Origin of the sequence: Ciceribacter sichuanensis (assembly GCF_024055605.1) — a bacterium.
GTDB lineage: Bacteria > Pseudomonadota > Alphaproteobacteria > Rhizobiales > Rhizobiaceae > Allorhizobium > Allorhizobium sichuanense.
In genome coordinates this window covers 94,766-114,801 of sequence record NZ_JAMXLX010000010.1, presented here as the reverse complement: position 1 = coordinate 114,801, position 20,036 = coordinate 94,766, and the positions used below count along the sequence as shown (strand labels likewise).

Genomic DNA, 20,036 nt, shown 5'->3' with positions numbered 1-20,036 from the left:
GCGCCTATTTGAACAGCAGGCCGATCTGTGCTTCGAACAGGGCTGCCGTATCGATTTGCTGGCTCGGCTTCAGTAAGCCGTTGTGAACGATCCCCATCCAGAGCGGGGCCGCCAACAGATGGGGAGAGTCGACAAGGAACATGCATTTCAGCTCGCCGCGCTCAGCTGCCATTTTCGCCAACTGGTGCAGATGGTCGATGAAAGGTTCGTAGACCTCCTTGCGATAGACGTCGGCGAGATAGGGAAAGACCTGTCCTTCCGTCAACACCAGTCGCGCTATGCTGGCACGTCCTTTGTCTTCGATCAGACGCATCGCCGGTAAAAGAGTAGAACGGCAATAGTCTGCAACTGACTCATCCGGGCCGATCGGACGACTATGGGCCGCAGCGAGAGGGTCTATTACGATATCGCGGACGATACCCGCGAACAGCGCCTCCTTGGTCTCGAAGTAGCGATAGGTCGTCCCCTTTGCCAGACCAGCGCGGGCTGCGATGCCAGCCATGGTCGCGTCGGCATAGCCCTTGTCGAGAAACTCGTCCATGGCCGCCCGGATGATCTGTTCGCGCGTGCGCGCAGTCTTTTCGACACTCGGTCCGCGCACTCTTGCCGCAGGCTTTTCGGCCTGCCTGATCATCTCTTCGGCCATCAATATTCCTCGAAATTGCAATTGCAGGAATTGGCTTGATCTAAAATGACCAAATGATCATTTTAGATCTGTTCCGGTACAGATCTACGTCGCCCCCGGCGTGGAGCCAATCCTCCCCCTGTCACACTTTACGAAGCCCTTCCTTCCTTGACCAGATGTGGAAGGCTTTCCTTTTCCAATACGAGGCCCTCGTGACCCACAGTCACCCCGTATCGTGGGTGCCATTCATGCTTGTGGCCCTCGCATTGGCAGCCGGGACCATGGGCGCAACCATGGCCAGTCCGCTTTATCCGCTTTACGAACAGACATGGGCGCTTCGCCATTCGACGATCACCGTTCCCTATATTGTCTACATGGTCGGTGTTCTCGCCGCTTTTCTTCTCCTCGGCCGCCTGCGCGGGTCACTCTGAGGCCGTCACTGATACCGGAGAGATGACGCCACGTTTCGGCGCGCGATCGAAGGACGTTCTCCACACGCAAAACCCCGCCCCCGAGAGATCCCGGGGGCGGGGTTTCTGTCATGCCGGATCGCGATCAGTTCGCCTTCGGCAATGCATAGGCGACGAGATAGTCGCCGGGCTGCGTCTGCATCAGGTTGTGTCCGCCGGCGGCGATGACCACGAACTGGCGTCCGCTTTCGTTGGAGAGATAGGTCATTGGCGTGGCGTTGCCGCCTGCCGGCAACCGGTCCTTCCAGAGGATATCGCCGGTGGCGAGGTTCATCGCACGAAGTGACTGTTCGCCTGAGGCCGCAACGAAGACGAGGCCGGACTTGGTGGTGATGGTGCCGCCGAGACCCGGAATCCCCATCTTGATCGGCAAGCTGGCCTTGATCTTCGTCTTTCCGATGGTGATGCCGCTGTCCTCCGCCGTGCCGGAGCGCTTCGACCAGATGACCTTCTTGGTCGTCAGGTCGATTGCGGTCACCATGCCATAGGGCGGCGCGAGACAAGGTGCGCCGAGCGGCGACATGAACGGGGCAAGACCCGCCGCATAGGGCACACCCATCTGCGGAACATTGCCGCCGACGCTGGTGCCAGGCGAGCCGTCAGCCGCCTTGAGACCCATCTTGTCCGCTTCCGGGCGCGGAATGAGGCGCAGGTACATCGGCACGCGGTTCCAGTTGGCGACGAGGATCTTGCGCTCCGGGTCGTAGGAGCCGGAGCCCCAGTTGTTGCCGCCGAGCGAGCCGGGGAAGAAGACGATCGGGTCTTCGCCAGGCGGGGTCAGCGGACCTTCCCAGCGGGCCTTCCTGTACTGGATGCGGCACCACATCATGTCGAAGGGCGTGGCGCCCCACATGTCGGTTTCATCGATGCCGGTCACCTTCTGCGGGTCGACGCCGGAGAATTCCGGCATTTCGACCGAGAAGGGCTGCGTCTTCGAGAGCCGCTCCGCTTCCGCGCCACCCTGCGGCACCGGTAGTTCCTTGACCTCATAGACCGGCTTGCCGGTGCGGCGGTCGAGAACGAAGTTCTGGCCGCGCTTGGTAAGCTGCACGAGGGCTGGCACCGTTTCGCCGTTGACCTTGAGATCGATCAGACTCGGCTGGGAGCCGACATCCATGTCCCAGACATCGTAATGAATGGTCTGGAAGGACCAACGTACGGCACCGGTTTCGGCGTCAAGCGCCACGACCGAGCCGGAATATTTATTGTCGAAGTCCCGGCGATGGCCACCCCAGTAGTCCGGCGTCGCATTGCCGGTGGGCATGTAGACGAGACCCAGTTCATCGTCGGCGGAAATCGGCGCCCAGGAATTCGGTGTGCCGCGCGTGTATTCCTCGCCCGGTTCCGGCTCGCCGTGATAGGTGTCGCGGCCCATGTCGAAGGCCCAGGTGAATGCGCCGGTCCTGGCGTCGAAGGCACGGATCACGCCCGAAGGTTCGTTGACCGACTGGCCGTCGGAAATCCAGCCGCCGATGACCACCTTGCCGCGGACGATCTGCGGTGCGGACGAAACGTAGGAATAACCGGAAATGACCTCGCCGAGACCCTTCTTGAGGTCGACCTGACCGTTCTCGCCAAAGCCGGTGCAGGCTTCGCCAGTTTCTGCATCGACGGCGAGCAGGCGGGCATCGACGGTCGGGCCGATGATACGACGGGTGCAGAGGGCGTGACCGGCGCTGTTCTGTGCGGTATCCGTGCCCTGATCCGGTTCGGAAACCGGAGCCTCATAATAGGCGACGCCACGGCAGGCGGCCGAGCCGGTCACGCCCCGGAGGTTCACCTTGGCATTGAAGCGCCAGCGTTCCTTGCCGGTTTCCGCATCGAGCGCGACGATATCATTGCGCGGCGTGCAGAAGAACAAGCTGTCACCGACCTTCAGCGGCGTCACTTCGAACCGGCGGTTCGGGCCTTCCGGCGGCGGATAATCGCCCGTGCGATAGGTCCATGCGACCTGCAACTTGTCGACATTTTCCGGGTTAAGCTGCGTCAGCGGCGAAAAGCGCGTGCCGTGCTGGTCGTTACCGTAATAGTGCCACTCGCCTTCCGGCGCGGCGGATGCGTAGGTGTCCACGGCTTCCGGCAGCGCATGCGTGGCGGTCGTCTCATGAATGTCGCCCTTCACCAAGCCCCAGCCGAAAAGACCAAGGATGGAAAGCGCGAAAACTGCCGCGATGCCACGACGGAAACCTGCAGGACGGGGGCCGGAAACGATGCTGCGCTTATAGGCCGGAGTGAGGAAGAACAGGCTGAACAGGAAGGGCCCGGACAGTCGCGGCAGCAAGGTCCAGAAGTCTACCCCTGCCTCCTTCACCGCCCATACCCATGTGTAGGCAAGCATGGCGGCATACACCCAGCCGCCCCAGGCGCTGCCCCGCCAGACCAGGATAGCGGAGACGACGACGGCGATGCCGGTGATGATAAAGTAGGGAGAACCGCCGAGAGACGCGAGTTGCGCGCCTCCATAGGCGTAAGCCGCACCGATCAGGACCAGGATGACGGCAAAGAGCCTCACCACAAGCCCCGTCGGGCGCTGCGAAGATGTTGTCATTTGATTGACCTCGGTGATGGCGAGAGCGCCGATATGTCGCATGACAAAGGGCTTACCCGCAGAGAGACAATTTAAAAATGACTACAAGTTCACTTTTGTCAAGCCAGATCGAATTCGACGTTTAGACTAGGTCTCTGCACCAAGCCGGACGTCGTCGATTGTCAGAACGATCTTGCCGAAGCCTCCCCCGGCTTCCATGGAACGATGCGCCTGCGCCGCTTCGGATAATGGATAGGTCTGCCCGACTACAGGCCTCAGGCGACCATCCGCCAGCATCGGCAACCCATTTTCGGTGAAGCGGCGAACCATTGCTCGCTTCTCGTCGACGCTCCGTGATTTCATGACGGTGCCTATGAGACGGAGATGGTTGTGCAACAGGAGTCCGAGGGGAATCCTTGTATCCTCATGACCGCTGAGCAGCCCGACCTGCACGAGCCGACCACCGGGCCGGAGACTGCGCAGATTACGCCCGAGATAGTCACCGCCCAGAAAGTCGACGATGACGTCAACGCCGCTGCCACTCGTCTGTTCGCGAATGCCCTGCTCGAAATCTTCCGCGCGGTAGTCGAACACGACTTCCGCACCAAGCGCCTCAACCTCAGCTCGGCGAGCCGATGAAGCCGTGGCAAAGACCCTTGCGCCCAAAGCCTTGCCGATCTGGACTGCCGCTGATCCGATGCCGCCTGCGGCTGCGTGGACGAGAATGCTGTCGCCGGGCGCTATTTCACCCAGATGAACAAGCGCTTCCCAGGCCGTGACGAAGGATTCCATCACGGCAGCGGCGCCAATGAAATCGAGGCCTTCAGGAATTGCCACCGCCATGCCGCGATCAACGCGCGCATATTCCGCATAGGCTCCACCGCCAACGATGGCCATGACGCGATCGCCAGGCTGCATATCGACGACATCGGATCCGACTGCCACGACTTCGCCGGACAACTCCAATCCCAGCAGTGCACTTTCCCCATAGGTTTGCGTGCCGTAGTAGCCTTGACGCTGGAGAATATCGGCGCGGTTGACACCCAGTGCCCTGACCCTGACAAGGAGGTCTCCCGGGCGCGGTTCCGGCTGCGGAACATTGGCAAGGCGGAGAACATCCGCCGTGCCAAATTGATCGTAGACGACCGCCTTCACTTGACCGCCGCCTTAGCCCGGGCCTTGCGGGCAATGCTTTCTGCAAAAAGCGGAGTTTCGCGGTGGTTATGGTCGCCGCCGGCTGCCTGACGTGCTGCTGCGGCCTGTTCGAATGTCTGGCCATGCTGCTCGATGAAGGCCAGAAACACATCCGTCGGATGGCAGGTGACACGGTTGGTGTAGCGGGTGCGGTTGCCTTCGATCGGTTCAGCGATCAATTCCCAGATCACATTGACCTGCGTGCGATCGCCCGTCGGGGTAAAGACGTCGGAGATCGAGTTCATACGGCAATAAGAGGGCGTCGCCTCTTCTGCAACATAGTGCTGGATGACGAGACCGGTGCCGATCTTCTCCACGTTGATCGACATCTTGCGGCCGTCATCCGTGAAAGTTGCGCCGCAAGCGATATGATCAGGCGGGCAGCAACGCTGATACTCGGCCTCAGGCAAGTTGAACAGCCAATCGGCGATATCGACCTGTTCGAAGGGAATGTCGATATCGTGAGAATACGCGGATTGGGAAAGAAGCTTGTCGGTTACAACATTCATTGTCTCGTTCCTTCGGTCTGTGTTCGGCAGCGCCGTTTCGCGCCCTGCAGAAAGGGTCGCTGGCGCTTCGATGCTGGTCGTTGCGGAGTAAACTGAACGCCTGCTCCGGGGAGAAATGTGCCGCCGGACGCCTGCGGTCTCAATCATACGGGTGGATCCGAATCCTATCCCTTGGTCGTGCTCACCCTGAACCGAGGACCGCGCGCACTTGCTGCGGTCGGTTTTCCACCGTGAAAATGTGGATGTTTGTATCCAGCATGACTTCAGCATCAAGGAGGCTCTTGCGCCTGCAAGACCGGCTGATCATGCTCGCGCAGGCAGATAAGATGTCCGCTTTTCTTCCAAATATAGCCTCCCATCCGTGACCATTGCCAAAACCTCTCAATCGCGAAGTTGCACAAATAGCTGCCGGTCAATAAACTTCCGGCCAGCGGCAAACACGCCGCCTAAATCATGAGGATGCAATGGCAACGGGTACGGTTAAGTTTTTCAATCAGGACAAGGGCTTTGGCTTCATCACACCCGATAGCGGCGGCCCGGACGTTTTCGTGCATGTTTCGGCGCTGGCAGACGGTGGATCGCTTCGCGATGGCCAAAAGGTCAGCTATGAAATCGGGCAGGACCGCAAAACGGGTAAGTCAAAAGCGGAAAACGTAAGATCTGCTTGATCACGACCTGAATGCGCCCGCTCTGCTAGGGGCGCATTTTTCACCTGGATGAAGACAGCCGACATCCGGGGGGCCGGCCGGGGGTGGAATTCCCCCGCGTGGCGTCAGGCGAATACCTAACGGGGTGTTCCAGCCCCACTCTCGGAATGATCGAGAGCATAAATCGCACGCAGGCCATGATAGGCCGCGGAGAAACGAATACGTTGCCTTCCACCGTCCATCGCGGGCAGTGAAAATTTTCTGCGACCACACCCTTTGCCAAGAATGAGACCACCTGCAATGGTCATCGCCAAGTTCCATCGGCTGCGACAAACATCGCGCTCGAACCGCGTGAGCAGATCACCGCGACTTAACTGATGGAGAGCGAGTACAGACATTCCTTTTTTTCGGTCCATGCGGTCCGGGACTGGAAGAATGAGAGTATGAACGTCTCTCCTCTTTTCGCGCTGAAGACACGGGATGCAGGAAAGGAGCTGATGTCGGGCTGGAACCCGGGAGCAGAACTACGTTTTATTTCGAAGCCGCAGATGGCGTTTTCTGCGGCAACCTTGACGGTGATATCACCGTCCGCAGCTGATCGGTAAACAAACGAACGGGTGGTGTCGTGGGTAATGGTGCCAGCGACTTCATGAGAAATCTTGTCCGTGGACAGGAAGATTTCGGTAAATGGCTCCTTGGCGAACGCACCCGGCGCCATCAGCAAGAGAAGTCCCAAAGACAGCAGTGAGGTTCGCATGGATGTTTCCCTTAAAAATCATCCTGCGCACGATTGGGCGGTGATGGCCAGTCAATTCGTGTTGGCCGCCGCGTAACGGCAAGAAAAAACAGAACTGGCTCGGGAAATCTGCGCATCGGGGATAACTGGAATTTCTGCCCGGCTTTGGCATAGATGCCGGATTTAACCTGATACGGATCGTAACCTGGCAGGGTTTAGGTGGAGACCAATCAATTCCGGGCAGCGCCTGTGCTGACTGAAAAGGTTCTAATCAGTGTCATTGACCGCGATTGCAACCACCATAATACACAAGAACGGAAACGCTAAGCGCTCGGCGATGCAGGCATGCACATGTGCAAAGCCAAATTCGGCGGCACCGCCGCTGAAACTGGTCGCCAGTGAGAAAGATCGGATCACGGCAGGGCAGGCGCCCTGCATATCAGCTCAACCCTTGAAATAGGAGGAGACGAGGTAGCCGGAGGAAGCGGCGATCGCCGTCAGGATCGCACCCCACAGAACATCCACGACACTTACGTTGAGGGTCCAGTTCTTCAGCGTAGCGAGATTGGTGGCGTCGTAGGTTCCATAGGCGACAAGCCCGAGAAGCGCGCCATTGAAACATGTGACCGCGAGGCTCTCCTTCTGAAGGCCGGGAATGACTGCGAAATAGACGATGCCGCCGATGTAGAACAGGTAGAACGCTGCGGCCGCCGCCATGTTGGGTTTGTCGCGCAGCAAATCACCGATTTCAGATCGATAGAAACCGATAGCGACACGACTCAGCCAGATGTAATCAAGGCCGAAGAACACGACAGCTGCAGACAGATAGGCGATCAAGGGTGTCGGCATTGCAAGTCCCTCAAATCCCGAGAACAGGCTGTATCAACCGTAGGAAACGGCTTTTGAACCGCAGGGGCGCATCCGTTACGGCCAGACAGATGCAATCTTCTCCCGCGCCGGCAATCGGTTGATGTTGCAGCTCTTCATCGGCTTCCTCTATATCGCCGCGGCTGAATCGTCCCTGATCATCGGAAAAGTTCCCGGCCAACACGAGTGTCAACTCACGGCCGCCGTGACTGTGTTCAGGCACCGGTCGGCCGGCGGGAATACGCAACAGGCGAACGCTCGTCACGCCGTCGCCGGTTGGGATCGGCACCTGATAGGCACCGCGGCCGAGCGGTTTCCATTTCAATGCGGGTGCATCGGCCCCGACATAAGAGCGCAAGGGCTCAGGCAGCACCGGCACATCAGGAACCGACGCAGGAGCAGGTTTCAGCGCCACGGGAGCGATGGCATCCACCTGCACGGCAAGCCTCTGGGTAAGTTCTGTCCAGGATGTGCTCATATCATCAGACGCTTCAGGCAGGGCCTCGAGCAGGTCTCCCGCAATCATCTCAAATCCGCGAAGCCGGCTCCGGCAAGCAGGACAAAGTGCCAGATGGGTGGCGACGGCAAGGCTCCAGCCCTCCGCCAGATCACCGGTCGCATAGGCCGATAGAAGGGCGTCGCTTACATGGTGACGAACGTTCATCGCCGATCCTCCATGCTCTTGCGCAGCTTGGCTATTGCCATGCGGATACGGGATTTGACCGTGCCAAGAGGCAGGCCAAACTCCTGTGCCAAAGTGCTGTGCGGTACATCCCCGAAAAAGGAGCGCTGCACCAACTCCCGCTGTTCGGACGGCAGGTCGAGCAGAGCCGCATGAAGCGTTTCCGCATCCTGACGGCTTGCCAGCCCGACATCGGCCGGCTCGGTTGTAGCCGGTACGAAAGCCGGATCATTCGGGTCGAATTCCGGCCGGTTCTGTTTGCGGCAGGCGGAAATGAAGAGATTGCGGGCGATGGTAAAGATCCACGCGGAAACATTGCCGCGCGCAGGATCGTAAAGCGCGGCCTTCCTCCAAACAGTAACCATCGTCTCCTGCATCAACTCTTCTGCCATATGCAGATTTTTCGTCTGGCGAAGCATGTAGGTTTTCACCCTGGGGCCAAAATGCCGGAATAGAATCTCGAACGCCGCAACATCGCCTCGAGACGCGACGGCGTCCAAAAGTCGAGCCCATTCTTCCGGGGTTTCATCGATCACCGCTTCAGAAATCCTTACACGCGCAACGCCACTCATGCGCCGCGCGGACTGCGCGGTTAACACGGATTGCGTCGCCTCATTGTGGCATCGGCCGACGAAGTGTGAAACGCTTAATGTCATGCCTGCCATTACGCAGCCAACGAAACCTTGGATCATCGCGCCGAAAAATCATCTTGAACCGATCCAACCGGAACCTCCCGTCGTAGAGCCTTTGACGGTGCAATTGGCGGGAGCGGTTACATGGACACGTTGACTGGACGCAGGCAAGACGCGGCAAAACGCAAGGTGGCCGTGATCGGAGCCGGCATTTCCGGCCTTTCCGCGGCATGGCTCCTTTCTCGTTCGATGGATGTCACACTCTATGAAGAGGAAAACCGGGCCGGAGGCCATGCAAACACCGTCGAGGTTCGCGGCCCGAAGGGCCCGATCCCCGTCGACTGCGGCTTTATCGTCTTCAACGACCGGAATTATCCTAACCTTGTGGCAATGTTCGAGCATCTGGGCGTTGAGACGCAGACATCGGATATGTCGTTCTCTGCCTCGCTCGACGGTGGCCGTTTCGAATATTCCGGTTCGGGCATTGCTGGGCTGCTCAGCCAGAAGACCAATGCGCTGAAGCCACGCTTCTGGTCGATGGTTTCCGACATCATGCGTTTCTACAAGGAAGCGCCCCGCCTGCTCGAAACCGGCAAGATGAGCCAACTGACGCTGGGTGGCTATCTCGAGCGCGAGAAATATGGCGACGCATTCATCCGGGACCATCTGCTTCCGATGGGCGCGGCGATTTGGTCGACCACGGCGGGCGACATACGCTCCTATCCGCTTGAAGCCTTCGTGCGATTTTTCGTCAATCACGGGCTACTTCTTTTGAAAGGCCGGCCGGCATGGCGAACAGTCACCGGCGGTAGCCGAAGATATGTCCAGCGCATTCTCGAGGATTTCAATGGCGAACGACGCTTCGGCTCACCGGTTGTCGAAATCCGGCGTGACGCATTCGGGGTGACCGTCACCTGTGCCAACGGTCGAGCCGATCGCTTTGCCGACGTGATTGTCGCCACGCATGCCGACCGGGCGCTCACCATGCTGGCCGATGCGGACGACCGCGAAAACGCCGTGCTCGGAGCGTTCAGATATACTGGCAATCTGGCCGTCGTTCATTCCGACCCGAGTCTGATGCCGAAGCGTAAGGGAGCCTGGGCAAGCTGGAACTACGTCGCCGGCAAGAGCCACGAAAGCGACGCGCCGCTTTGCGTCACCTACTGGATGAACCGCCTTCAGGGTATCGATGCCGCCCAGCCGCTATTCGTGACCCTCAATCCCTGCATGGCAATCGACGAAAGCAAGGTTCATGGCCGCTTCCACTACACCCACCCGCTCTTCGACGCGCAAGCCATTGCCGCCCAGAAGGACATCTGGGGGCTACAGGGGCGCCGCCGCACCTGGTTCTGTGGGGCACATTTCGGCAGCGGGTTCCATGAGGACGGTCTTCAGGCCGGACTGGCCGTCGCGGAACAGCTGGGTGGCCAGCGGCGACCGTGGACGGTCGCCAATGAATCCGGGCGCATCTTCATCGACGCCCCGAAGGTTGGCGCAGAATGAACCCGGTTTCGGCAATTTTCTCGGGACATGTGTTTCACCATCGGCGCCGCCCGAAGGTGCATCGGCTGAATTACAGCGTTTTCTCCCTGTTGATCGATCTTGAAGAGGCCGAGGCCCTTTCTCGCAGCCTGAGGCTCTTTGGCTATAACCGGTCCGCAGTGTTCAGCTTCCATGACATCGACCACGGTCGCCAGGAAAAGGACGGCCTGCGGCGCTGGGTGGAAGAAGAGGTGAAGAAAGCAGGCATCTCGATCAAGGACATGGGCATATCGATACTCTGTTATCCCCGTATTTTCGGCTATGTCTTCAACCCACTGACCGTTTATTTCTGTCGCGCGGAAAACGGTGTGCTTCGGGCGATCGTATACGAGGTCTGCAACACCTTTCACGAGCGCCACGCATACGTCATCCCGGTTGAACCGGATGCGAACGGAGCCGTGCGCCATGAATGCGCCAAGGGCATGTATGTCTCCCCCTTCGTGCCGATGGATTGCCGTTACCGGTTCCGCATTGCGCCTCCAGACGAGACTGTATTGGTCGCCATCGATGAAGCCGACCGCGATGGTCCGCTTCTTTTTGCTTCCTTCGCCGGCAAGCGTCGGCCACTCACCGACCGCATGCTTGTAAAGATGCTTTTCACCTACCCGCTGATGACGCTGAAGATCATGGGCGCCATCCATTGGGAGGCGCTGCTTCTCTGGTTCAAGGGCGTGCCGGTCCATCGTCACCGCAAGGCAGACTCGTCGCTCGCCACCACCATCGTTATCGCCGGGAGCGCCATGAAGGGAAAAAAGGCATGAGCCATGCAGACCACTCAACGAACGCCATTTTCCGCCAGGAGCATCCATTCTGGCAACGCATGATCTGCGGCTGGGCCCGGCGCATTTCAATTGGTCGCCTGACACTGGTCTTCCCCGACGGTCACGAAGTGACCTTTATGGGCCGCGAAGCAGGACCGGCCGCAACGCTACGTCTCAACTCCCCCCGTCCTGTGTGGAAACTCCTGCGTTCAGGCAGCCTCGGCTTCGCGGAAGCCTATATGGACGGAGGCTGGGAAAGCCCGGATGTTGCCGCACTGCTCGAGCTCGCCCTGCTCAACGAGGAGCGCCTCAAGGACGTGATTGCCGCCCCGGCGCTGAGCCGGATCATTGCGCGTATTCGCCATGCGCTTCGACGCAACACCCGGTCTGGCAGTCGCCGCAACATCGCTTTCCATTACGATCTCGGCAACGCGTTCTACGCCGCCTGGCTCGACGGTACGATGACCTATTCCTCCGCGCTTTATCATCGTGATGATCTCTCGCTCGATCAGGCCCAGGAAGCGAAGTACGACCGGATCATCGATGAGCTCGATATCGGTCCCGATGATCATGTTCTGGAAATCGGCTGTGGCTGGGGCGGATTTGCCGAACGTGCCATCCGTCGCACCGGGTGTCGGGTGACAGGTCTGACGCTGTCCTGCGAACAGGCGAAGTTCGCAAGCGAGCGGCTGGCGAAGACAGGCCTTGCCGACAGATCCGACATCCGTCTGGAAGACTATCGCGACATCAGAGGCCGCTTCACCAAGATCGTATCCATAGAAATGTTCGAGGCGGTGGGCGAGGAAAACTGGCCGGTCTATTTCAGCCGTCTTCGCGAGCTTCTGGTCGATGGCGGCAAGGCTATCGTGCAGGTGATTACCATCGACGAAAACCGTTTCGACTTTTACCGGCGCGGGGCAGACTTTATCCAGACCTATATTTTCCCCGGCGGCATGCTCCCCTCCGTTACCGCATTCGAGGCCACCGCGACGAAAGCGGGCCTTGCCGTGACCGACCGCCTGCGTTTCGGTCGCGACTATGAGCGGACGCTGCTTGCCTGGGACAGAGCCTTCTCCGGCAACTGGTCGAATATTCGCTCGCTAGGCTTCGATGAGCGGTTCCATCGCACCTGGCGTTATTACCTGCACTATTGCGCCGCCGGTTTCCGCACGGGAAGGCTCGATGTGGTCCAGTTCACGCTGGAGCGATGAAAAACTCAGTCCTGACGCAGCAATCGCCGCGTCAGGGCAAAGAAAAGCGGATAAGGCAGAAGCCGCAACAGCTTCAGCCCAAACACCATCTGCCAGGGAAAGGCTATCTCGAAACGCTCTTTCCGCAGCCCTTTGTAGATGTGATCCGCTGCATCTTCCGCGCTGACGATGAAAGGCATCGGGAAGTCGTTGAGATCGGTGAGTGGCGTGCGCACGAAGCCGGGGTTGACGATGCTGACGGCGACGCCATGGCGAGCCAGATCCGGGGTGATCGATTCCGCCATTGTGATTAATGCCGATTTCGTCGCTCCGTAGAGCCCGCCACCGGGAAGACCGGCATAGCCTGAAACCGATGCGACAAGCGCAATTCGTCCTCCGCCGTCTGCGATGAGGATGGGAATAACCGCCTCGAGGCAATGGGCAGTGCCCATCAGGTTGAGCTCGACCAAGCGCCGCATGGCATCCGCATCGAAGGCGCTGGGAGTGTCGCGCAAATAGGTGCCGGCCGCCTGTACGACGAGGGAAAGCGGCCCCATCGACTGCCTTACGCCAGCTGCGACCCGCCGCACTGCATCGCGGTCGCAGATGTCGAGCGGGAATATTTCAACATCACTACCCGCCTCTCGACCAAGCTCGGCAAGCGCCTCCTCACGGCGCGCACTCACGGCGACGCGCCAGCCCTCCCGCACGAGCTTAAGAGCCAGCGCCCTGCCAATCCCGGAGCTGGCACCAATGATCCAGGCTGTCTTTTCACCGCTGCCCATGTCCGGTACCTCCTGGCTCAATCGCTGATGATCGCCGATCCCTTGGCACCGTCGTCGCGCAGCCAGGTGATACGATTTTCGCCGGCGCTGCGAATGGAGAAGCAGAAGGTCCGCCCATCATACCATGTGGGCCATTTCTGGCAGAGCCGATCTGCAGCCACCCACCAACGGCCCTCTTCCTTCGGTGCGAACATCCTGGCCATCGAAAAACTGGAAATATTGCCAGCGACCACGCCGTTGGGACGGTAGCGCAACGGAAGTTGCAGGCCGAGAGATGTGTTCAGTCGAACCGTCTTGCCCTCGATCAGCGCCTTTATCTCGTGACCGCTCAAATCCGCGGCCAGAACGGTTCCAGTCTGCAAGACCACCAATGCAGCCAATAAAACTTGCAGTGCGACAGACAAGGTTTGCCTCCTGCTTTTTGTTTGCCACCTTGTTTACGCTTGACTGTCCCGGATGGATCATTGGCAAAATCCGTACTCGGCGCCGATAATCCTTGTAAAATCAGGAATTGAGCTTATATAGCTAATATCGACCATTGCTTGTGACGTCGGTCCAGAGCCTAGCTCCCGTCGGATTTCCTCTCAAAACATCGATCTAATCCCGCAAAGTATGGCGGGAACAACAACGATTGCTTTGAAAGGAGATCGTTATGAACACTGGTATGGTGAAGTGGTTTAACGCCACCAAGGGTTTCGGCTTCATTCAACCCGACAATGGAAACACGGACGTATTCGTGCACATTTCGGCTGTTGAACGCTCGGGCCTCGGATCGATCGTCGAGGGACAGAAAGTCCGCTACGACATCGTCGAGGACCGCCGGTCCGGAAAAAGCTCCGCCGACAACCTTCAGGCGGCGTGAATTTGTCATTCGCTCCTGCTGACCACGGATGTACTGGCAGCAGAGCTGAGTGACTGTGAGAGGTCGGGTTAACGCCCGGCCTTTTGTCTTTTATGGCGATCGGAGTTTTTTATGCCGGAAGTCCGTTACCGCCCCGGAGATACGATCGTTCTCAAACCAAACGCACTCGGTGGCGTGCAGCCGCAGAGTACCGGGCGGATCATTGCACTTCTGCCCGAAGCACAAAGGTCGGTGCGCTACAGGGTACGTCTTCAGGGTGAGAATTTCGATCGAAGCATCGACGAAGACGATATCGACGTTGAGGCTTCGACCGCACGCAGGCCTGATCCCAATAGCGATTCATCACGCGGCAGGCACGGTTCGACCTGGATCGATCTATCCATCATCAGAACAAAAAAATAGCGGCAATTGTCGTATAAGGAGAGATTTTGCAGGTCATCGTCAGAGACAACAATATCGACCAAGCACTTCGCGTTCTTAAGAAGAAATTGCAGCGCGAAGGCGTTTTCCGGGAAATGCGGGCCCGACGCCATTATGAGAAGCCGTCTGAAAGGCGTAACCGTGAAGAGGCCGAGGCCATTCGCCGTCACCGTAAGATGGCGAAGAAAAAGATGCAGCGTGAGGGATTGCTCCCCGCCCCCAAGAAAGTTGTCCGCCCACGCTGACCGTCCATTGCGCCATCCGGAAAGGGAGTGGTCGTGACGACGACGACCTTGCAAACCCGGCAGACCTGAAACAGCTTGCCGGAACGCTGATACAGGCGCAGACTTCCCCAATCGGCAGCCATTTCAAGGGCGCTGCTGCTTCAGGGTCAATGACCCTGGCCCCAACGAAAGGAGGACGTGATGTCTTCCGACTTTTATCCCGCATGCCTGGCACGCAATCTCGTTCGTGCTGGAACGTTCGGATACCGCGAGAATGCCGACTTGCGCTCGCTTCCAGACGACGCCAATCGCACTGATAGCCGGCACAATCTGCCTACGGTGAATTTCGTGGCTTTTCCCAATTTCGGTCGAAGACGGAAAACGGGGTATCCTGATACGTCCGTGCCTTCCGCCTGACGAGTATGCCAGTCGTTCCGACGAACCTGCAAAGAACTCATCTCCGCACGCCAGTATTCGCGCGCGATTTCAACAGCAGACCAGACCTGTAATCCCACGAGATATTCCGAGGAGGAAATAATGGCCAAAGGCCAGATACGTAGCAACCGCGAAGCCCGCAAGCCGAAGAAAGACAAGACCGTCACATCGCCTCCTCCTCCCTCTGGATCGCAAGTCAAGCTGTCAGGTGGCGAGACGACAGGGTTCGGCAAGAAGAGATAGCCGAATTTTGTCACTCCGGCCCGCGCCAGCGCGGGCCGATCCATTCACTCTTCAAAAGGATAGAAAATGAACATCAACATCACACGCGAAACGGCGGATCATCTCTTTCGGCCACCGGATACCGAGACCGGCTCCAATGCGGAAAAGCTTCAGGCTCTTCGTCAACGACTTCAACTGCGCAAACGCGAACAGCGCTCCTTGGAACGTAAGGTTCGACAGGAAACGCGAGCGCGCCGCTCATGTCTGTCCTGAGTTTTCGCCGTAACAGATCCGTACCCGAACGCCCAGCCGCGTTCTGGACGGCCAAGGATGATCGCATGACCGAATTCGATTACACTTCCGGAGCCGGGCTATATGCCGGCAAGAGGCTGAAAGGCAGCAGCGGAACCCGGTATAGACGGTTCGAGACTGCCGCCGAGGCCGTTCGCTTCGCCGTTGAAAATCTATCCGGATCGCAGTTGCGTGGGTCCATACTTGAGGTTGACGAAGCCCGCTTCAATGATCAACAGATTCGTATGCTCTACGACGCCCCCCGGTTCCCGCTCGCACGCCGAATTCGGTGACCGGAAAACCGTGTAAATCACCGGCACGCATCGTCCGTGCCGTATGCGAGAGAACGAGAATGGAATGACCATATTCTCCGTTCAGCATCTCACCGCCTATCGCTACGCCCGGCCGGTCACGTTCGGTCAGCATCGATTGATGTTCCGTCCTCGAGACAGCTTCGATCAAACGCTGCTCAGCTGTTCGCTCGATGTTTTTCCGCCGCCGGATGCCGTGCGCTGGATACACGACGTTTTCGGCAATTGCATCGCCCTGATCGATATTGCCAAGGCGTCATCGGAATTGCGGATCCGGACCTTGATCAGGCTCGATCATACGGCCCACGTTCCGCTTGACCTCGAGATGGACCGGCAAGCCTTCGGCTTTCCCTTCGCTTATGATCCAGAGGAAGCGATAGACCTCGAACCGACTATTCTGCGTCACTATCCGGACCCCGACGACAGCGTCGGGAAATGGGCCCAACAGTTCGTGCCGATTGGGAAAACTGCCCGCACCGGCCATGTGCTGATGACGCTATGCTATGCGATCCGGGAGAGTTTCAGTTATGTTCGCCGCAACGAGCATGGCACGCAACACCCGGCCGAGACTCTCCGGCTTCGCAGCGGCACCTGCCGGGACTTCGCGCTTCTGATGACAGAAGCCACTCGCTCGCTGGGTCTCGCTGCCCGCTTCGTCACTGGCTACATCTACGTTCCCGATCGCGACGGGCCGGTGATGCTCGGCGGCGGTTCGACCCACGCCTGGTGCCAGGTCTATTTACCGGGTGCAGGCTGGGTGGAATTCGACCCGACTAACGGCATCGTCGGCAATCACGATCTCATCCGCGTCGGTGTTGCCCGCGATCCGGGGCAGGCAATTCCGCTTTCAGGCAGCTATGACGGAGGGCCGACGGATTTCGCCGGAATGGACGTGCAGGTCAATGTGACCACCGAACAGGGTTATGGCAGCGCGACCCGCGACTAGGCGGAACGCTCCGCCGAGCCCAGCGTTACTTCTATCCATTTATTTCCAACGCAAAGGAACGGAACGACATGAAGATACGCGCAGGCTTTCACTTGGGATACGAATGCGAGCACGAGACACCGATGTTGCTCGTGCTCAACATTCACCCCTCCCGCCGCGTCGATCTTCTGAGCGAACAGACGCTGGTGTTCGATCGTCCCATCGAGGCCTGGAACTACACCGACATCTTCGGCAATTCCTGCGATCGTATCGTCGCACCGGCTGGTCTCACGACCATATCAACGACATTCGAGATCTACGACAGCGGACTGCCCGATCCCGTGCCCGAAGACGCCATACAGCACGACATCAACCATCTGCCTGACGATGTGTTGATCTATTTGCTCGGCAGTCGCTACTGCGATACCGACCGGCTCGCGGAATTTGCATGGAAGACATTTTCCCACACGCCGCTCGGCTGGCCTCGCGTTCAGGCCATCCTCGACTTTGCCCATGGACGGATCGCCTTCGACTATATGAAGGCCGATCCCCTCAGAACCGCATTCGGCGGCTTCACCGACCGAACCGGCGTATGCCGCGACTATGCCCATCTCGCAATCACGCTCTGCCGCTGCATGAACATTCCTGCCCGCTATTGCACCGGCTATCTCGGCGATATCGGAGTGCCGAAGGATCCGAACCCGATGGATTTCAGCGCATGGCTGGAAGTCTATCTGAGTGGCCGCTGGTACACTGTCGATGCGCGCCACAACACGCCCCGCATCGGCCGTATCCTGATGGCAACCGGACGCGACGCGACGGATGTGGCCATGTCAACCGCTTTCGGTCCGGCAATCCTCAGGCGTTTCGAGGTCATCACCGATGAAATCGCCCCTTGAGCCCAACGATGACGAACCTCATCTGACTGCAAAACCACCAGCGCCAGGGACACCTGAGCGTCTCGGCAGGAACACAATTGACGGATATAATGCTTCATCGGTCGCATATGAAACGGGCGTTGCCGGCAGAAGGTTTCAACCTCCGCCCCAAGAAAGGAGGACGTCATGTCTTCCAGCGCTTATTTTGCAAACTATCCCGGCTCGGTCCTGACCGGTTACACCGTCTCAGCACTCAGCTTGATCTTCATCATCTATGTCACCGCCGAGGGTTGGCTCTGGTAACGATCCTTCGTTCCGCACGTATCGCCCCACAACGCGAACTTACTCGAAACATGGGAAGAGGAGGGCGTCACTCTCGAAAGAGCGAATGACAGAGAGGTTTACGTTCAAAAAGAGGATAAGTGAATGCTTGCTCAAAGATATGAATGCCAGCTTGGGGCGTCGGGAACGTGGAGTGTCATCGACACGTTTACGGGCCGGGTATGCGAGATCGGCGCACACGATGTTCACCGGCTTCGGCAAGGCGACGCGATCGAGATTGTGGAACTTTTGAATATCAAATCCGCCACCCCTGTAACCAAGCACTGAGATGATGAAGAAGCGGCGCAACCCCTTCTTTTACCGCTTGTATGTCGCTTCTACCACATAGTTGATCCATGACTGCAAAGACCTCTCAACCGGTCTTCAAAATTGCCCTGAGCCTGCCAAAGCACCGCCGCCATCTCTCAATCCAGTCAGGCTTATTGGATTTCAAGCCCCTGCAATCTGTCTTGCGAACGTCTCCGCGACCGCCAGTATAGCCGCGTGGATCGGCCCCGCCGTGAGGCTCGGCAGCACGGAGCCGTCGACGACGTAGAGGTTGTCCAGGCCCCGCAGGCGCAGGGTGGGATCGACGACCGCAGTCTCGTCCTTGCCCATCCGGCAGGTCCCGGAGGGATGGTGATGCGTGATCGCTGCCTTGGCGATGAAGGCGTCGATTTCCTCCGTGGTATCGAGCGGTCCCGGAAGCAGTTCGTGGCTGCGCCATTCGGCAAGTTCGACTTGCTGTCCGATCTCCCGTGCGGCGGCAAGGGCTGCGCGGAACATGCGACGGTCGTGATCGGTTTGCAGATAGCACGGGTCGATCTGGAGCGGATCGGTCATCTCCGGCCCGGAAATGCGCACATCCCCACGGCTTGTGGGGTGCGTCACGCCGAACAGGAAGGAATAGGCGGTTCCCGGTGCAGGCGCCGTAAAGCATTCCGAGACAATCGGCGCAACGCCGCAGCCGACCACGATTTCGGGCTGGCCGTCTGCGCTGAAACCCCCCGCCCGCATATAGGCCATGCTTTCCGAGTGCTGCAGACGTGACGGCGCCACCTCTTTTCGAGCGGCATAAAGATTACCCGCTCCGAGCAGATGGTCCATCAGGTTGCGCCCAAGCTCCGGCGACTTCACCCGGCAGGTGACGCCAGCCTGTTTCAGGACGTCTTCAGGACCGATCCCGGAGCGCATCAGCAGTGCCGGGCTTTCCAGCGAACCGGCCGACAGGACGAGGGTATCGGCGCCGATCCTGACACTGCCGGTCGGTCCGACAACCTCAAGGGCCGTGACTTTCGATCCGTCGAGTTCCAGACTGCGTGCAAGCGTCCCGGTCATGATCGTCAGGTTCGACCGTGCTCGCACCGATGGCGTAAGCCAGGCTTCGGACACCGTGACGCGCCGACCGTCCCTGATCATCAGGGAATTTGGCGTGACGCCGACCATCCTGCCGGTGTTGTGGCCGGGGATGCGCGGCAGGCCCAGGGCTTCGCCTGCCCGCATATAGGCCTGCGCCAGCGGGCTTACCTCATCACCGGGAATCCAGACGGGCATCGGCCCGCCCTTGCCGTGGATGCCGTCACCGCCCGGCGAATGGTCTTCGATGGCCAGAAAGGCCGGCAGCAGGCCCTCCCAGCTCCAGCGCTCGTCGCCAGTCGCCTCCGCCCAGGCGGCGAAGTCGGCGGGATGACCGCGCATATAGCCCATGGCGTGCAACAGGCTCGATCCACCAAGCGCCTTGCCGCGTGCCCAAGCATGGCTGCGTCCCGCCGTGCCCTTCTGGGGAAGGGTGCGATAGTCCCAGTCATAGCTGCGATGCTGGATCGCCGGCCACATGGCGGGCTTCCAGATATCGGGATCGGTCGGCTCGCCGCCCGCTTCGATCAGAAGCACCTGCCGCGCCGGATCTTCGCTCAGGCGGGCCGCGAGAAGGGCACCGGCAGAGCCGGCGCCGATGATTGTCACGTCATACTGTGTCAT

Annotated in this window: 22 protein-coding genes; 11 read left to right on the top strand and 11 right to left on the bottom strand. The window is 59.1% G+C overall.

The window, feature by feature from the left end:
• Window positions 1–4 precede the first annotated feature (4 nt).
• Window positions 5–646 carry a TetR/AcrR family transcriptional regulator gene (locus NBH21_RS22920; protein WP_250913119.1) on the bottom strand — a complete coding sequence of 214 codons (642 nt, stop codon included), beginning with the start codon at window positions 644–646 and terminating at the stop codon, window positions 5–7.
• A 227-nt stretch (window positions 647–873) separates the two neighbouring features.
• On the opposite strand from NBH21_RS22920, the gene NBH21_RS22915 reads away from it, so the two are divergent.
• On the top strand, window positions 874–1,056 hold the full coding sequence (locus NBH21_RS22915) for a hypothetical protein (RefSeq protein ID WP_250913118.1): 183 nt from the start codon (window positions 874–876) through the stop codon (window positions 1,054–1,056).
• 124 nt (window positions 1,057–1,180) lie between these two features.
• Here the strand turns inward: NBH21_RS22915 and NBH21_RS22910 are convergent, their stop codons facing one another.
• From NBH21_RS22910 to NBH21_RS22900, 3 genes are all read right to left on the bottom strand, one after another.
• Window positions 1,181–3,643, bottom strand: coding sequence for a membrane-bound PQQ-dependent dehydrogenase, glucose/quinate/shikimate family (locus NBH21_RS22910; protein ID WP_250913117.1), 2,463 nt, complete (start codon window positions 3,641–3,643; stop codon window positions 1,181–1,183).
• A 126-nt stretch (window positions 3,644–3,769) separates the two neighbouring features.
• Window positions 3,770–4,777 (bottom strand): NAD(P)H-quinone oxidoreductase, encoded by a 1,008-nt coding sequence (locus tag NBH21_RS22905; protein WP_250913116.1) that lies wholly within the window; start codon window positions 4,775–4,777, stop codon window positions 3,770–3,772.
• Complete coding sequence (locus NBH21_RS22900; protein ID WP_250913115.1) at window positions 4,774–5,325, bottom strand: hypothetical protein; 552 nt, start codon at window positions 5,323–5,325, stop codon at window positions 4,774–4,776. Before NBH21_RS22900 ends, NBH21_RS22905 begins: the two co-directional genes overlap by 4 nt.
• A gap of 464 nt (window positions 5,326–5,789) precedes the next feature.
• Here NBH21_RS22900 and NBH21_RS22895 point away from each other — a divergent pair, with 464 nt between their 5' ends.
• Window positions 5,790–5,993 carry a cold-shock protein gene (locus NBH21_RS22895; RefSeq protein ID WP_250913114.1) on the top strand — a complete coding sequence of 68 codons (204 nt, stop codon included), beginning with the start codon at window positions 5,790–5,792 and terminating at the stop codon, window positions 5,991–5,993.
• 349 nt (window positions 5,994–6,342) lie between these two features.
• Here the strand turns inward: NBH21_RS22895 and NBH21_RS22890 are convergent, their stop codons facing one another.
• The 4 genes from NBH21_RS22890 to NBH21_RS22875 form a co-directional block, all read right to left on the bottom strand.
• Complete coding sequence (locus tag NBH21_RS22890) at window positions 6,343–6,729, bottom strand: hypothetical protein (protein ID WP_250913113.1); 387 nt, start codon at window positions 6,727–6,729, stop codon at window positions 6,343–6,345.
• A 423-nt stretch (window positions 6,730–7,152) separates the two neighbouring features.
• Entirely contained in the window at window positions 7,153–7,557 is a 405-nt protein-coding gene (locus NBH21_RS22885; protein ID WP_250913112.1) for a DUF2177 family protein, read from the bottom strand.
• 10 nt (window positions 7,558–7,567) lie between these two features.
• Window positions 7,568–8,239 (bottom strand): ChrR family anti-sigma-E factor, encoded by a 672-nt coding sequence (locus NBH21_RS22880; protein ID WP_250913111.1) that lies wholly within the window; start codon window positions 8,237–8,239, stop codon window positions 7,568–7,570.
• Entirely contained in the window at window positions 8,236–8,922 is a 687-nt protein-coding gene (locus NBH21_RS22875; RefSeq protein WP_342452022.1) for a sigma-70 family RNA polymerase sigma factor, read from the bottom strand. Before NBH21_RS22875 ends, NBH21_RS22880 begins: the two co-directional genes overlap by 4 nt.
• A 111-nt stretch (window positions 8,923–9,033) precedes the next feature.
• On the opposite strand from NBH21_RS22875, the gene NBH21_RS22870 reads away from it, so the two are divergent.
• From NBH21_RS22870 to NBH21_RS22860, 3 genes are read left to right on the top strand one after another with little or no spacing between them, the layout of a single operon-like run.
• Entirely contained in the window at window positions 9,034–10,392 is a 1,359-nt protein-coding gene (locus NBH21_RS22870) for an NAD(P)/FAD-dependent oxidoreductase (protein WP_250913110.1), read from the top strand.
• Window positions 10,389–11,192 carry a DUF1365 domain-containing protein gene (locus NBH21_RS22865; RefSeq protein ID WP_250913109.1) on the top strand — a complete coding sequence of 268 codons (804 nt, stop codon included), beginning with the start codon at window positions 10,389–10,391 and terminating at the stop codon, window positions 11,190–11,192. Before NBH21_RS22870 ends, NBH21_RS22865 begins: the two co-directional genes overlap by 4 nt.
• Window positions 11,189–12,403, top strand: a complete 1,215-nt coding sequence (locus NBH21_RS22860; RefSeq protein ID WP_250913108.1) for an SAM-dependent methyltransferase — start codon at window positions 11,189–11,191, stop codon at window positions 12,401–12,403. Before NBH21_RS22865 ends, NBH21_RS22860 begins: the two co-directional genes overlap by 4 nt.
• A gap of 5 nt (window positions 12,404–12,408) precedes the next feature.
• Here the strand turns inward: NBH21_RS22860 and NBH21_RS22855 are convergent, their stop codons facing one another.
• Window positions 12,409–13,167, bottom strand: a complete 759-nt coding sequence (locus NBH21_RS22855) for an SDR family NAD(P)-dependent oxidoreductase (protein WP_250913107.1) — start codon at window positions 13,165–13,167, stop codon at window positions 12,409–12,411.
• Between the two features lie 17 nt (window positions 13,168–13,184).
• Window positions 13,185–13,571: a hypothetical protein gene (locus NBH21_RS22850; RefSeq protein ID WP_250913106.1), complete on the bottom strand. Its 387-nt coding sequence runs from the start codon at window positions 13,569–13,571 to the stop codon at window positions 13,185–13,187.
• 248 nt (window positions 13,572–13,819) lie between these two features.
• On the opposite strand from NBH21_RS22850, the gene NBH21_RS22845 reads away from it, so the two are divergent.
• The 6 genes from NBH21_RS22845 to NBH21_RS22820 all read left to right on the top strand — a co-directional run bounded on the left by NBH21_RS22845 (window position 13,820) and on the right by NBH21_RS22820 (window position 17,756).
• Window positions 13,820–14,029 carry a cold-shock protein gene (locus NBH21_RS22845; protein ID WP_250913105.1) on the top strand — a complete coding sequence of 70 codons (210 nt, stop codon included), beginning with the start codon at window positions 13,820–13,822 and terminating at the stop codon, window positions 14,027–14,029.
• A 111-nt stretch (window positions 14,030–14,140) separates the two neighbouring features.
• Entirely contained in the window at window positions 14,141–14,431 is a 291-nt protein-coding gene (locus NBH21_RS22840) for a cold-shock protein (protein WP_250913104.1), read from the top strand.
• Window positions 14,432–14,457: 26 nt separating this feature from the next.
• Window positions 14,458–14,694 carry a 30S ribosomal protein S21 gene (gene rpsU, locus NBH21_RS22835; protein ID WP_250913103.1) on the top strand — a complete coding sequence of 79 codons (237 nt, stop codon included), beginning with the start codon at window positions 14,458–14,460 and terminating at the stop codon, window positions 14,692–14,694.
• Window positions 14,695–15,668: 974 nt separating this feature from the next.
• The gene (locus tag NBH21_RS22830) at window positions 15,669–15,914 is read left to right on the top strand and encodes a hypothetical protein (protein ID WP_250913101.1); all 246 of its coding nucleotides are present in this window, start codon (window positions 15,669–15,671) and stop codon (window positions 15,912–15,914) included.
• A 64-nt stretch (window positions 15,915–15,978) separates the two neighbouring features.
• Complete coding sequence (locus NBH21_RS22825) at window positions 15,979–16,878, top strand: transglutaminase family protein (protein WP_250913100.1); 900 nt, start codon at window positions 15,979–15,981, stop codon at window positions 16,876–16,878.
• 68 nt (window positions 16,879–16,946) lie between these two features.
• Window positions 16,947–17,756, top strand: a complete 810-nt coding sequence (locus tag NBH21_RS22820) for a transglutaminase-like domain-containing protein (RefSeq protein ID WP_250913099.1) — start codon at window positions 16,947–16,949, stop codon at window positions 17,754–17,756.
• 750 nt (window positions 17,757–18,506) lie between these two features.
• On the opposite strand, the gene NBH21_RS22815 is transcribed toward NBH21_RS22820, so the two are convergent.
• A complete protein-coding gene (locus NBH21_RS22815) occupies window positions 18,507–20,036 on the bottom strand; it encodes a GMC family oxidoreductase (protein WP_250913098.1) in 1,530 nt (509 codons plus the stop codon).

Bases quoted from the DNA above. Each gene is read 5' to 3' on its own strand.
- NBH21_RS22915 (WP_250913118.1), top strand. From the start codon at position 874: ATGCTTGTGGCCCTCGCATTGGCAGCCGGGACCATGGGCGCAACCATG.
- NBH21_RS22855 (WP_250913107.1), bottom strand. From the start codon at position 13,167: ATGGGCAGCGGTGAAAAGACAGCCTGGATCATTGGTGCCAGCTCCGGG.
- NBH21_RS22815 (WP_250913098.1), bottom strand. From the start codon at position 20,036: ATGACACAGTATGACGTGACAATCATCGGCGCCGGCTCTGCCGGTGCC.
- NBH21_RS22825 (WP_250913100.1), top strand. From the start codon at position 15,979: ATGACCATATTCTCCGTTCAGCATCTCACCGCCTATCGCTACGCCCGG.
- NBH21_RS22845 (WP_250913105.1), top strand. From the start codon at position 13,820: ATGAACACTGGTATGGTGAAGTGGTTTAACGCCACCAAGGGTTTCGGC.
- NBH21_RS22860 (WP_250913108.1), top strand. From the start codon at position 11,189: ATGAGCCATGCAGACCACTCAACGAACGCCATTTTCCGCCAGGAGCAT.
- NBH21_RS22865 (WP_250913109.1), top strand. From the start codon at position 10,389: ATGAACCCGGTTTCGGCAATTTTCTCGGGACATGTGTTTCACCATCGG.
- NBH21_RS22880 (WP_250913111.1), bottom strand. From the start codon at position 8,239: ATGAACGTTCGTCACCATGTAAGCGACGCCCTTCTATCGGCCTATGCG.
- NBH21_RS22830 (WP_250913101.1), top strand. From the start codon at position 15,669: ATGACCGAATTCGATTACACTTCCGGAGCCGGGCTATATGCCGGCAAG.
- NBH21_RS22900 (WP_250913115.1), bottom strand. From the start codon at position 5,325: ATGAATGTTGTAACCGACAAGCTTCTTTCCCAATCCGCGTATTCTCAC.
- NBH21_RS22890 (WP_250913113.1), bottom strand. From the start codon at position 6,729: ATGCGAACCTCACTGCTGTCTTTGGGACTTCTCTTGCTGATGGCGCCG.
- NBH21_RS22885 (WP_250913112.1), bottom strand. From the start codon at position 7,557: ATGCCGACACCCTTGATCGCCTATCTGTCTGCAGCTGTCGTGTTCTTC.
- NBH21_RS22875 (WP_342452022.1), bottom strand. From the start codon at position 8,922: ATGGCAGGCATGACATTAAGCGTTTCACACTTCGTCGGCCGATGCCAC.
- NBH21_RS22895 (WP_250913114.1), top strand. From the start codon at position 5,790: ATGGCAACGGGTACGGTTAAGTTTTTCAATCAGGACAAGGGCTTTGGC.
- NBH21_RS22870 (WP_250913110.1), top strand. From the start codon at position 9,034: ATGGACACGTTGACTGGACGCAGGCAAGACGCGGCAAAACGCAAGGTG.
- NBH21_RS22920 (WP_250913119.1), bottom strand. From the start codon at position 646: ATGGCCGAAGAGATGATCAGGCAGGCCGAAAAGCCTGCGGCAAGAGTG.
- NBH21_RS22910 (WP_250913117.1), bottom strand. From the start codon at position 3,643: ATGACAACATCTTCGCAGCGCCCGACGGGGCTTGTGGTGAGGCTCTTT.
- NBH21_RS22820 (WP_250913099.1), top strand. From the start codon at position 16,947: ATGAAGATACGCGCAGGCTTTCACTTGGGATACGAATGCGAGCACGAG.
- NBH21_RS22840 (WP_250913104.1), top strand. From the start codon at position 14,141: ATGCCGGAAGTCCGTTACCGCCCCGGAGATACGATCGTTCTCAAACCA.